Origin of the sequence: Streptomyces sp. NBC_01537, assembly GCF_045040445.1 — a bacterium.
Classification (GTDB): Bacteria; Actinomycetota; Actinomycetes; order Streptomycetales; family Streptomycetaceae; genus Actinacidiphila.
The window spans coordinates 6,001,504-6,013,627 of sequence record NZ_CP109392.1 but is presented as its reverse complement, the minus strand read 5'-3'; the positions used below and the strand labels follow the sequence as shown (position 1 = coordinate 6,013,627).

The following is a 12,124-nucleotide window of genomic DNA, read 5'->3' as shown; positions in this document are numbered from 1 at the left end:
ACGGACCGATAGGGGGATTTGCTGTGGCTGCTGAGGAACCGGCCGGCATGCGGACGGTGCAGCGGGCGATCGACATCCTGGGGCTCTTCGACGAACAGCGCCCCGCCCTCTCCATCCGCGAGATCGTCACCGACACCGGCCTGCCCAAGACCACCGTCCTGCGGCTGCTCCAGACGCTGCGCCTCAACGGCCTGCTCTGGGTCGACGAGCACGGCCGCTACGCCGCCGGCCCCGCCCTCCTGCGCTGGGCCCGGCTCGCCGAGCACACCTGGCAGCTGCCGGGCGCCGCCCTGCGTGTGCTGCGGGGGCTCGCCGCCCAGCACATGGAGACCGTGCACGTCTACGTCCGGCGGGACGTCCACCGCGTCTGCATCGCCCAGGAAGAGGGCCCGCGCAGCCTCCGGCAGGTCGTGCGGGTCGGCGACGAGCTTCCGCTGTGGGCCGGCGGCGTCGCGAAGGCGCTGCTCCTCGATGCCCCGGACGCACTGCTCGTGAGGGTCGCGGAACGGTCGCCCTACGGGGCCGCGCACGTCGCCACCCTGCGCAGATGGGTGGGCGAGGCCCGCCACGACGGCTTCGCCGTCAGCCACGGCGAGCGGGAGGAAGGGCTGTCCTCGGTCGCCGTCCCGGTCCGCGGGCGGGGCGGCACGGTGGTCGCCGCGCTGTCCTTCGGCGGGCCGACCTCGCGTTTCACCGCCGAGCGGGTGCGGGGGTTCGCGGCGGCGCTCGGAACCGCAGCGAAGGAACTGGAGGGCGTACTGCCGGAGGTCCGCTGAGCGGACCTGTCGTGCCGTTTGACGGTCCGCGGCGTAGGCTTGCGCGTATGAATACGGTGACAGTGACCCCGGCCGACTGGTGGGTGACCGCCGGACAGTCCTGCGACGCGGTACGGGACGGCCTTGACCGCGCCCGCGTCGCCCCCGATCTCCTCTCCACCCTCTCCGAACTCGAACGCGCCCGCCGCGCCTCTTCGGCAGCGGTCGGATCCGCCGTTCAGGCGCTGCTCGCCTCCGGCGTCAGCTGGGAGCGGATCGCCGCCGCGATCGGCGCCTCCTCGGCCGAGGAGGCCCAGGCGCTGGCCACGCCCCTGCTCGGCGACGCGGACCGCGTACTTGAGCGCCGCCTGACCTGACCCGGTCCGATTCAGCCCGCCCGGGCCGGCACCAGCGCGGAAACACGGAAGCCGCCCTCACCCGTCGCGCCCGCCGCGAAGCCGCCGCCCAGCGCGGTGACCCGCTCCCTCATGCCGAGGAGCCCGTTGCCGCCGCTGGGCAGCCGTACGTCGGAGCCGCCGTCGGGCGGTCCGTTCAGGACGAGGACGGCGACCTCGTCCTCCCGGTAGGCGAGGCGGACCTGGGCCTTGGCACCGGGCGCGTGCTTGTGGACGTTGGTCAGAGCTTCCTGGACGACGCGGTAGACGGTGGTCTGGACGAGGGCGGCGACGGGCCGCTTCGCGCCCTCCACAGTGAAGTCGACGCTCATCCCGACAGCGCGCGACTCCTCGACGAGGACCTCCAACTCCTCCAGGCAGGGCCCGTCATCATCGCCGTCAACGCCGCCGCCGTCGCCGAGCGCTAAGAGCGGCGCCGACACCGGCACGGGCGTGGACACGGGCGGCGTGCGCAGCACGCCCAGCATCTGCCGCAGTTCGTTGAGGGCCTGACGGCCCATGTCCCCCAGCATGCCGGCGTTGACGGCCGCCTTCTGCGGGTCCTTCAGCGCCACCGCCTCGAGGGCGGCGGCGTGGACGACCATGAGGCTGACGCGGTGGGCCACCACGTCGTGCATTTCCCTCGCTATGCGCGTGCGTTCCTCCATGCGGGCCCGCTCGGCGCGCTCGGAGGCCTTCTCGGCGAGCAGCGAGAGTTCGCGCTCAAGTCCGTCGGCGCGCTCGCGCAGGCTCTCGACGAGGCGGCGCCGGGCGCCGACGTACATACCGAGGAGAACGGGCGGGGCGTTGACGCCGACCGCCGCCAGGACGGAGGTGACGACGGTGGCGGCAAGGCTGCCGTCGTAGCCCTGACCGGTCTTGAGGAAGGTCGCGATGAGAGTGCCGGCCACGGACATGCCGACGAGGACCGCGGTGATGCGGCGCGGGACATCGGACGCGGCCAGGGTGTAGAGGCCGACCATGCCGAGAAGGACGCCCATCTGGGCGGGCGTGACGGCGATCGAGAGCAGGACGACGGCGACCGGCCAGCGCCGCCGGAACAGCAGCGCGGCGCCGACGAGCAGCCCGAAGAGGCTGGTGACACCGACCGAAACGCCGGTGCGCTCGGCGAAGTAGACGCCTTCGATGAGGCACTCGACCGCGGATATCGCGGCCAGTACCGCGTCCAGAACCACACTGCGCCGCCGTGGCCACCACCACAGCCGGTTACCAGGTACGTACTCCCCCGTCGTACTCATGTACCCCAGCGTAGGCGACACGCCCGGGCGGCAGGGTGTCCGCCTGGCGGGCGACCCGGGTGGCCGGGGCGGCGCCGACCTATCCTGGTGCCGTCGGACAGCGTGGTCTGCACAAACTTGCCCGCCGCCCATTCCACTGCACTAGGAGCCGCACCTAATGAGCAGCGCCGACATCACGACCGAGAGTGCCCCGCTGCGCGCGGACATCCGCCGGCTGGGCGACCTGCTCGGCGGGACGCTCGTACGGCAGGAGGGACAGGAACTTCTCGACCTGGTCGAGAAGGTCCGCGCCCTGACCCGGACCGACGGCGAGGCCGCCGCGGAGCTGCTGGGGGCAACCGATCTGGAGACGGCCGCGAAGCTGGTCCGCGCCTTCTCCACCTACTTCAACCTGGCGAACGTCACCGAGCAGGTGCACCGCGGCCGTGAGCTGCGCGCGCGCCGCGCCGCCGACGGAGGGCTGCTCGCGCAGACCGCGGATCTGCTCAAGGACGCCGATCCGGTGCATCTCGCGGATACCGTGCGCAATCTCAACGTACGGCCGGTCTTCACCGCCCACCCCACCGAGGCCGCCCGCCGCAGCGTGCTGAACAAGCTGCGCCGCATCGCCGCCCTCCTGGAGAAGCCCGCCGACAACGGCGACCGCCGCCGCGCCGACATGCGCCTTGCGGAGAACATCGACCTGCTCTGGCAGACGGACGAGCTGCGCGTGGTGCGCCCCGAGCCCGCCGACGAGGCGCGCAACGCCATCTACTACCTGGACGAGCTGCACAGCGGCGCGGTCGGCTACGTACTCGAAGACCTGTCCGCCGAACTGGAGCGGGTCGGCGTGCCGCTGCCGCCCGAGACCCGCCCGCTGACCTTCGGCACCTGGATCGGCGGCGACCGCGACGGCAACCCGAACGTCACCCCGGCGGTGACCTGGGAGGTGCTGCTGCTCCAGCACGAGCACGGCATCAACGACGCGCTGGAGCTGATCGACGACCTGCGCGCGGCGCTGTCCAACTCCATCCGCAACGCCGGCGCGAGCCAGGAGCTCCTGGACTCCCTCGACCGGGACATCACCCTCCTCCCGGAGATCAGCCCGCGCTACAAGCGGCTCAACGCCGAGGAGCCGTACCGCCTCAAGGCCACCTGCGTCCGCCAGAAGCTGGTCAACACCCGCGCCCGCCTGGCCAAGGGCACCCCGCACGTCGACGGCCGCGACTACCTCGGCACCGCCGAGCTCCTCGCCGACCTGCGCCTGCTCCAGGACTCGCTGCGCGCCCACAAGGGCGAGCTGATCGCCGACGGCCGCCTGGACCGCGCGATCCGTACGCTCTCGGCCTTCGGCCTCCAGCTCGCCACCATGGACGTCCGCGAGCACGCCGACGCCCACCACCACGCCCTGGGCCAGCTCTTCGACCGCCTGGGCGAGGAGTCCTGGCGGTACGTGGACATGCCGCGCGACTACCGCCGCAAGCTGCTCGCCAAGGAGCTGCGCTCGCGCCGTCCGCTGGCCGGCACCCCGGCGCCGCTGGACGAGGAGGGGACGAAGACCCTCGGCGTCTTCCACACCATCCGCGAGGCCTTCGCCCGCTTCGGGCCCGAGGTCATCGAGTCGTACATCATCTCGATGTGCCTGGGCTCCGACGACGTCTTCGCCGCCGCCGTCCTGGCCCGCGAGGCCGGGCTGGTCGACCTGCACGCGGGGGTGGCCAAGATCGGCATCGTGCCGCTGCTGGAGACCACCGACGAGCTGAAGATCGCCGACCAGCTCCTCGACGAGATGCTCTCCGACCCCTCCTACCGCAAGCTCGTCTCCCTGCGCGGCGACGTGCAGGAGGTCATGCTCGGCTACTCCGACTCCTCCAAGTTCGGCGGCATCACCACCTCCCAGTGGGAAATCCACCGTGCGCAGCGACGCCTTCGCGACGTCGCCCACCGCCACGGCGTACGCCTTCGCCTCTTCCACGGCCGCGGCGGCACCGTCGGCCGTGGCGGCGGCCCCTCGCACGACGCGATCCTCGCGCAGCCGTGGGGCACGCTGGAGGGCGAGATCAAGGTGACCGAGCAGGGCGAGGTCATCTCCGACAAGTACCTGATCCCCTCCCTGGCCAGGGAGAACCTGGAACTCACCGTCGCCGCCACGCTCCAGGCCTCGGCCCTGCACACCTCGCCCCGGCAGTCCGACGAGGCGCTGGCCCGCTGGGACGCGGCCATGGACGTCGTGAGCGACGCTGCGCATGCCGCGTACCGCCGCCTGGTGGAGGACCCGGACCTGCCGGCGTACTTCTTCGCCTCGACGCCCGTCGACCAGCTCGCCGAGCTGCACCTCGGCTCGCGCCCCTCGCGCAGGCCGGATTCCGGCGCGGGCCTGGACGGACTGCGGGCGATCCCGTGGGTGTTCGGCTGGACGCAGTCCCGGCAGATCGTGCCGGGCTGGTTCGGCGTCGGCTCGGGCCTGAAGGCCGCCCGGGAGGCGGGGCTCGACCAGGAGCTCACCGAGGCTCAGGAGCAGTGGCACTTCTTCCGCAACTTCCTGTCCAACGTGGAGATGACGCTGGCCAAGACGGACCTGCGGATCGCCCAGCACTACGTCGACAGCCTGGTCCCGGACGAGCTCAAGCACGTCTTCGACGTCATCAAGGCCGAGCACGCTCTCACGGTGGCGGAAGTCCTGCGCCTCACCGGCGAGGCCCGGTTGCTGGACGCCCAGCCGGTCCTGCGGCAGACCTTCCACATCCGTGACGCCTACCTCGACCCGATCTCCTACCTCCAGGTCACCCTGCTGCACCGCCAGCGCGAAGCCGCCGCCCGCGGCGAGGACCCGGACCCGCTGCTGGCCCGCGCCCTCCTGCTGACGGTCAACGGCGTGGCGGCCGGCCTGCGCAACACGGGGTGAAACCAACGCCGATGGCGCCGTCCCCCCGCGCAGGGGACGGCGCCATCGGCGTTTCTGGGCCCTGGGTCAGGCCTTGCGGCGGCGCAGCACCACCAGTGCGCCGCCGGCGGCGAGCAGCAGCACGGCCGCGATGGCGATGCCACCGACGTCGGCGCCGGTCTCGGCGAGGTCGCTGCCGGTGGAGGCGGTGGCCGAAGCCGACGCGGAGGTAGAGGCGGAAGCGGAGGTGGAGGCGGAATCCGTGGCCGAAGCCGACGCGCTCGCGGAGGAGGAAGCCGAAGCCGACGCGGAGGAGGAACCGGAGGGCGTCGGCGTGGCCGACTCCGAGGAACCGGACTCCGCCGGGCAGGTGTGCGACAGGTTGAACCAGCTGACGTCGCCGCCCTTGACCTCGGCGACGGCCGAGACCAGCTCCGCGCCCGGCTCCGACGCCACGTAGGCGTGCTTGTCGCTCGGCGGCCCGAAGCTGGTGATGACCTGCTCGCCGCCGGGCTTGAAGGTCACCGTGAGCTTGACGAAGTCCGTCTCGTTGGTGGGCAGGACGAAGTGCCAGCCGTCCTGGTCGTCCGGGATCGTCGAGCAGGTCGCCTCATTCTCGACGCCCTCGGAAGTGGCGGTGAGCGGAAGCTCCTGATGGATGGGAACCGTGTATGTGTCGCCGTCGGCCGCGAACGCGGGAGCGGCAGCGGGAGCCAGCAGCAGGGACACCGCTGCGGCGACCGCACAGGCCGGGAAGAAGGTGCGCATGAGCAGACCAACCTGAGAGTGGAAGAACGAGAAGCGCGGGGGCAGGAGCAGATTCCAGCCATCTCAGCCGCCCGTCAAGGCCGATAACGCACCATCTATCAGCTCATATCCCAGGAGTCCCATTATCGGGGCGTAACAATCCGGCCAACCGGCTCACTTCACAGCGCCAGGAACGCCGCGAACAGCAGCCCCGCCCCGGTCAGGCCGACGCTCCACGCGACGCGGCGCAGCCCCAGGCCGCCGGCGAGAATCATCGACGCGAGCAAGAGCGCCCCGCCCAGCGGGATCCAGGTGTGCAGCACCCCCGCGAGGTCGTTGCGCACGACGGTGTCCGTTCCCGGCTCGACGGCGACGGGGATCTGCTCCCCCGTGTGATGGGTGACCGCCTTGTCGACCGTCACCTTGGCCCGTGCGGTCCCGTCGCCGTCCTCCGGCACGAAGGGCCCGGTGCAGGTCTTGGAGTCGCATGCCGTCACCGTCATCGTGCCGTGCTCCCGCCCCTTGGTGAGCATGACGTGCTGGGCGGTCTTCCACGATGTCCAGACGCCCGCGGTGAGGATCAGCAGCACCAGGGCGGACAGCAGAAGGACCTTGCCGACAAGCAGCAGACCCCAGGCGCTCTCGGCGGTGCGGCGGGTACGGCTCCGTTTGACCATGCGGGCGATCCTTGGCCAAAACATGCCGCTCGGTCAACCGTGGTTCGAGGCCGGCACTACGGCGTCAGCTGTTGTACGTGCCCTGCGCCCGCTCCAGGCCCTCCGAGATCAGCGCCTCCACCGCGTCCGCCGACCGGTCCACGAACCAGTCCAGCTCCTTGCGTTCGGCGGAGGAGAAGTCCTTGAGCACGAAGGCTGCCACGTCCATCCGCCCGGGCGGCCGTCCGATCCCGCACCGCACGCGCAGGTAGTCCGGCCCCAGCGCCTTGGTGATCGACTTCAGGCCGTTGTGGCCGTTGTCGCCGCCGCCCTTCTTCAGGCGCAGCGTGGCGTAGTCGATGTCCAGCTCGTCATGGACGGCGATGATGTTGCCGACCGGCACCTTGTAGAAGTCGCGCAGCGCGGTGACCGTGCCGCCCGACAGGTTCATGAACGTCATCGGCTTGGCCAGCACGACGCGCTGCCCGCCGATCCGGCCCTCGACGACCTGCGCGCGGCTCTTGTGCGCCTTGAACCGGCCACTGATCCGCTCCGCGAGGAGTTCGGCCACCATGAAACCGATGTTGTGCCGGTTGCCGGCGTACTCGGGCCCGGGGTTGCCGAGCCCGGCGACCAGCCAGGGTCCTTCGGGGGCCGTTTCCGATGCGACGTTCATGCTCATGCTGTCCATTCAACAGGACCGCCGCCCCGCCCCTGACGGAGCGGAGCGGCGGTGGGAGAGCTGCGGCTCAGGCCTCGGCGCCTTCGGCGGCCTCTTCGCCCTCGGCGGGGGCCTCGGCCTGGGCGGCCAGGACCTGGAGGACGACGGTGTCCTCGTCGACGGCCAGGGTGGTGCCCTTGGGGAGGGTGATGTCCTTGGCGAGGATGGAGGCGCCGGCCTCCAGGCCCTCGACGGAGACGGTGACGGACTCGGGGATGTGCGTGGCCTCGGCCTCGACCGGCAGGGCGTTGAGCACGTGCTCCAGCAGGTTGCCACCGGCGGCGAGCTCGCCCTCGGCCACGACCTGGACCTCGACGGTGACCTTCTCGCCCTGGCGGACCGCGAGGAGGTCGACGTGCTTGATGAAGCCCTTGAGGGCGTCACGCTGGACGGCCTTGGGGATCACCAGCTGGTTCTTGCCGCCGAACTCGACGTTGATGAGCACGTTCTTGGCGCGCAGCGCGAGCAGCAGCTCGTGGCCCGGCAGGTTGACGTGCTGCGGCTCGGCACCGTGACCGTAGATGACGGCCGGCACCAGAGTGGCGCGACGGGCACGGCGGGCGGCGCCCTTGCCGAACTCGGTACGGACTTCGCCGGCGATCTTGATCTCGGCCATGAGGTTCAACTCCTTGTAGCGGTGGTGGACGGTGTGCTCACGTCACCCGGCCCGCGACGGGCCGTTCCCTGTTACAAGGAGCGCGTCGATAACGGAGGCTTTCAAAAGAGAGGGCCTCCCTCGCCGAGCAACTCGATGAGTTTACCCGGCGGGGAGGCCCACAAAGAAATCGATCACCGCGAAGCGATCAGTGGTGCGAGTCCTCGAAGAGGCTCGTCACCGAACCGTCCTCGAACACCTCGCGCACCGCGTTGGCGATCGTCGGCGCGATCGACAGCACCGTGATCTTGTCCAGCTCCAGCTCGCCCGGCGTCGGCAGGGTGTCCGTGAAGATGAACTCGCTCACCTTGGAGTTCTTCAGCCGGTCGGCCGCCGGGCCGGACAGCACGCCGTGGGTGGCCGTCACGATGACGTCCTCCGCGCCGTTGGCGAACAGGGCGTCCGCCGCGGCGCAGATGGTGCCGCCGGTGTCGATCATGTCGTCGACCAGGACGCAGATACGTCCCTTCACATCGCCCACCACCTCGTGGACGGTGACCTGGTTGGCCACATCCGGGTCGCGGCGCTTGTGGACGATCGCCAGCGGCGCGCCGAGGCGGTCGCACCAGCGGTCGGCCACGCGCACCCGGCCGGCGTCCGGGGAGACGATGGTGAGCTTGCTGCGGTCCACCTTCGCGCCGACGTAGTCCGCCAGCAGCGGCAGCGCGAAGAGGTGGTCCACCGGGCCGTCGAAGAAGCCCTGGATCTGGTCGGTGTGCAGGTCGACCGTGAGGATCCGGTCCGCGCCCGCCGTCTTGAGCAGGTCGGCGATCAGCCGGGCCGAGATCGGCTCACGGCCGCGGTGCTTCTTGTCCTGGCGGGCGTAGCCGTAGAAGGGCACGACCACGGTGATGCGCTTGGCGGAGGCCCGCTTCAGCGCGTCGATCATGAGCAGCTGCTCCATGATCCACTTGTTGATGGGGGCGGTGTGGCTCTGGATCACGAAGGCGTCGGAGCCACGCGCGGACTCCTGGAAGCGGACGTAGATCTCACCGTTCGCGAAATCGAACGCCTTGGTCGGCACGAGGCTGGCACCAAGCTGGCGTGCCACCTCCTCCGCGAGCTCGGGGTGTGCGCGGCCGGAGAAGAGCATCAGCTTCTTCTCACCGGTCGTCTTGATCCCGGTCACTGCACCGTCTCCTTGGAGTTCGACTGGCGGCGGAATTGTGTGGTCCTCACACGGTACGCGCTGTTCAAGCCACCCGTACACGCGGGGGAACCGCCCCAACCCAGGCTTTACTCGGCCCCCGAGGCCTGCTCGGCGGCCTGCGCGGCGGCACTTCCCGGACGCTTTCTGGCCACCCAGCCCTCGATATTCCTTTGCTGGCCACGGGCGACGGCCAGTGAGCCGGCCGGCACATCCTTCGTGATCACGGACCCGGCGGCGGTGTAGGCACCGTCGCCGACTGTGACAGGCGCCACGAACATATTGTCCGACCCCGTACGGCAGTGTGACCCGATCGTCGTGTGGTGCTTCGCCTGTCCGTCGTAGTTCACGAACACGCTGGCCGCGCCGATGTTGCTGTACTCGCCGATCGTCGCGTCGCCCACATACGACAGATGCGGCACCTTGGTGCCCTCGCCGATCGTGGCGTTCTTCATCTCGACGTACGTGCCCGCCTTCGACTTCGCGCCCAGCCGCGTCCCGGGGCGCAGATACGCGAACGGGCCGACGGTGGCCTCCTCGCCGATCTCAGCTCCGTCCGCGACCGTGTTGCTCACCCGGGCGCCCGGGCCGACCGTGGTGTCCGTCAGCGTGCTGTTGGGGCCCACCTCGGCGCCGGTGGCGATCCGGGTGGCCCCGTACAGCTGGGTGTTGGGCAGCACGACGGTGTCCGGCTCGAACTCCACCGTCACATCGACCCAGGTCGAGGCCGGGTCGACGATCGTCGCGCCGCTCAGCATCGCCCGCTCCAGCAGCCGGTCGTTGAGGACCCGACGGGCCTCGGCGAGCTGTACGCGGTTGTTGATGCCGGCGATCTCGCGGTGGTCGGCGGCGATCGCGGCGCCGACGCGGTGGCCTTCCTTGCGGAGGACCTCCAGGGTGTCGGTGAGGTACTCCTCGCCCTGCGCGTTGTCCGTGGTGATCTTGCCGAGCGCGTCCGCGAGCAGTCGCGCGTCGAAGGCGAAGACACCGGAGTTGATCTCCCGGATCGCCCGCTGCCCGTCGGTCGCGTCCTTCTGCTCCACGATCGCCAGCACCGAGCCGTCCACGGCGTCCCGCACGATCCGCCCGTAGCCGGTCGGGTCGGGCACCTCGGCGGACAGCACGGTCACCGCGTTGCCGTAGGCGTCATGGGCGGCGACCAGGGCGCGCAGCGCGTCGGCCGTCAGCAGCGGGGTGTCCCCGGCCGTGATGACGACGGTGCCGCTCAGCCCCGGCAGCTCCTCCAGGGCCACGCGCACGGCGTGCCCGGTGCCGTTCTGCTCGTACTGGACGACGCTGCGGATCCGGTCGTCGATCTCCGCGAGGTGCGCCGTGACCCGCTCCCGGGCATGGCCCACCACGACCACCAGGTTCTCCGGGTCCAGCGCGCGGGCTGCCGCCACGACATGACCCAGGAGGGAACGACCGCTTATCGCGTGCAGGACTTTGGGCGTGGCCGACTTCATGCGGGTGCCCTCGCCTGCGGCAAGAACGACAACGGCGGCCGGGCGGTGGGCGCTCACGGAAAGGGCTCCTCGGCATGGGTTCTTGGGACACCCGAAGGATACCGGGGCGTTTCGTGGCAGATACTCGGAGCGGAAACGCGAAAGGGCCACAGCGTAAAAGCCGTGGCCCAGGGTCTGCGCTCCGCTGCCAGGATTCGAACCCGGACTTACCGGACCAAAACCGGCAGTGCTGCCATTACACCACAGCGGATCATGCGGATCATCGCGCTCGCGCGCCACCACTATGCCGTACCCGGGGGTGTGGATGCGACGACGTTCCCGGGGTACCAGTAGTCAAGAAGCCCGACGCCTGCCCGACACGCGGCATCTGTTCCGTTACGACTCAGCGCTGCCATACTTACGAAGCCGTAGGTTACGGCCGCGTAGCATAATCCGTACAAACCCCACCCCCACACCCCGGCGAGGGACCACCATGCCCACACAGACGGACGTGATCACAGAGTCCCGGGACCCCGAACCCGGCACGGAGCAGCTTCCCAAGGCCACACTCGGCGGGGACAAGAAGGGTTCGATCGAACAGATCACCCTCGGCCTCTTCATCGGCATCCCGTTCATCGCACTGCTGGCGGCGATCCCCTTCGCCTGGGGCTGGGGCATGAGCTGGCTCGATCTGGGCCTGATGGTAGGGATGTACTACCTGGGCTGCCACGGCATCACCATCGGCTTCCACCGGCACTTCACCCACGGCTCCTTCAAGGCGAACCGCCCCCTCAAGATCGCGCTCGCGGTCGCCGGCTCGATGGCCGTCGAAGGCCCGATCGTGCGCTGGGTGGCGGATCACCGCAAGCACCACAAGTACAGCGACGACGAGGGCGACCCGCACAGCCCCTGGAAGTACGGCGAGACCGTCCCGGCCCTGATGAAGGGCCTGTGGTGGGCACACATGGGGTGGATGTTCAACGAGGAGCAGACCCCGCAGCACAAGTACGCACCCGACCTGGTCAAGGACCCGGCGATCCGCCGTATCAGCCGCGACTTCTGGGCCTGGACCCTGCTCTCGCTGCTCCTGCCCCCGCTGATCGGCGGCCTGGCCACCATGTCCTGGGCCGGCGCGCTCTCCGCCTTCTTCTGGGGTTCACTCGTTCGGGTGGCTCTGCTCCATCACGTCACGTGGTCGATCAATTCCATCTGCCACGCCGTCGGCAAGCGGCCCTTCCGCTCCCGCGACAAGTCCGGAAACGTGTGGTGGCTGGCCGTCCTGTCCTGCGGCGAGTCCTGGCACAACCTCCACCACGCCGACCCCACCTCCGCCCGCCACGGGGTGCTCCGCGGGCAGATCGATTCCAGTGCCCGGATCATCCGCTGGTTCGAACAGCTGGGCTGGGCGACCGACGTCCGATGGCCGACCGCTGACCGTATCGCGGCCCGCCGTAAAGAAAGTGTCAGTGAAGCGGCATGAT

At 70.2% G+C, this 12,124-nt stretch carries 11 protein-coding genes and 1 tRNA gene; 4 read left to right on the top strand and 8 right to left on the bottom strand.

Annotated features, from left to right (window positions below; all coding sequences use genetic code 11):
- The first annotated feature begins 47 nt into the window (after nt 1-47).
- Together OG607_RS27800 and OG607_RS27795 are read left to right on the top strand one after the other, a co-directional pair.
- Nucleotides 48-776 carry an IclR family transcriptional regulator gene (locus OG607_RS27800; RefSeq protein ID WP_405729060.1) on the top strand — a complete coding sequence of 243 codons (729 nt, stop codon included), beginning with the start codon at nt 48-50 and terminating at the stop codon, nt 774-776.
- A 47-nt stretch (nt 777-823) separates the two neighbouring features.
- Complete coding sequence (locus OG607_RS27795; protein ID WP_405729057.1) at nt 824-1,132, top strand: hypothetical protein; 309 nt, start codon at nt 824-826, stop codon at nt 1,130-1,132.
- An 11-nt stretch (nt 1,133-1,143) separates the two neighbouring features.
- On the opposite strand, the gene OG607_RS27790 is transcribed toward OG607_RS27795, so the two are convergent.
- The gene (locus OG607_RS27790) at nt 1,144-2,409 is read right to left on the bottom strand and encodes a sensor histidine kinase (protein ID WP_405729054.1); all 1,266 of its coding nucleotides are present in this window, start codon (nt 2,407-2,409) and stop codon (nt 1,144-1,146) included.
- A gap of 157 nt (nt 2,410-2,566) precedes the next feature.
- Here OG607_RS27790 and ppc point away from each other — a divergent pair, with 157 nt between their 5' ends.
- On the top strand, nt 2,567-5,293 hold the full coding sequence (ppc, locus tag OG607_RS27785; RefSeq protein ID WP_405729051.1) for a phosphoenolpyruvate carboxylase: 2,727 nt from the start codon (nt 2,567-2,569) through the stop codon (nt 5,291-5,293).
- Between the two features lie 66 nt (nt 5,294-5,359).
- Here ppc and OG607_RS27780 read toward each other — a convergent pair whose 3' ends face one another.
- The 7 genes from OG607_RS27780 to OG607_RS27750 form a co-directional block, all read right to left on the bottom strand.
- On the bottom strand, nt 5,360-6,040 hold the full coding sequence (locus OG607_RS27780) for an LPXTG cell wall anchor domain-containing protein (RefSeq protein ID WP_405729048.1): 681 nt from the start codon (nt 6,038-6,040) through the stop codon (nt 5,360-5,362).
- 158 nt (nt 6,041-6,198) lie between these two features.
- The gene (locus OG607_RS27775) at nt 6,199-6,696 is read right to left on the bottom strand and encodes a hypothetical protein (RefSeq protein WP_405729045.1); all 498 of its coding nucleotides are present in this window, start codon (nt 6,694-6,696) and stop codon (nt 6,199-6,201) included.
- A gap of 64 nt (nt 6,697-6,760) precedes the next feature.
- A complete protein-coding gene (gene pth / locus OG607_RS27770) occupies nt 6,761-7,366 on the bottom strand; it encodes an aminoacyl-tRNA hydrolase (RefSeq protein WP_405729042.1) in 606 nt (201 codons plus the stop codon).
- A gap of 58 nt (nt 7,367-7,424) precedes the next feature.
- Nucleotides 7,425-8,012: a 50S ribosomal protein L25/general stress protein Ctc gene (locus OG607_RS27765; RefSeq protein ID WP_405729039.1), complete on the bottom strand. Its 588-nt coding sequence runs from the start codon at nt 8,010-8,012 to the stop codon at nt 7,425-7,427.
- Between the two features lie 187 nt (nt 8,013-8,199).
- Entirely contained in the window at nt 8,200-9,180 is a 981-nt protein-coding gene (locus tag OG607_RS27760) for a ribose-phosphate diphosphokinase (RefSeq protein ID WP_405729036.1), read from the bottom strand.
- 107 nt (nt 9,181-9,287) lie between these two features.
- The gene (glmU, locus tag OG607_RS27755; protein WP_405729033.1) at nt 9,288-10,721 is read right to left on the bottom strand and encodes a bifunctional UDP-N-acetylglucosamine diphosphorylase/glucosamine-1-phosphate N-acetyltransferase GlmU; all 1,434 of its coding nucleotides are present in this window, start codon (nt 10,719-10,721) and stop codon (nt 9,288-9,290) included.
- A 122-nt stretch (nt 10,722-10,843) separates the two neighbouring features.
- Nucleotides 10,844-10,914: transfer RNA gene (locus tag OG607_RS27750), tRNA-Gln, on the bottom strand.
- Nucleotides 10,915-11,136: 222 nt separating this feature from the next.
- Here OG607_RS27750 and OG607_RS27745 point away from each other — a divergent pair.
- Complete coding sequence (locus OG607_RS27745; protein ID WP_405729030.1) at nt 11,137-12,123, top strand: acyl-CoA desaturase; 987 nt, start codon at nt 11,137-11,139, stop codon at nt 12,121-12,123.
- The last annotated feature ends 1 nt before the right edge of the window (nt 12,124 follow it).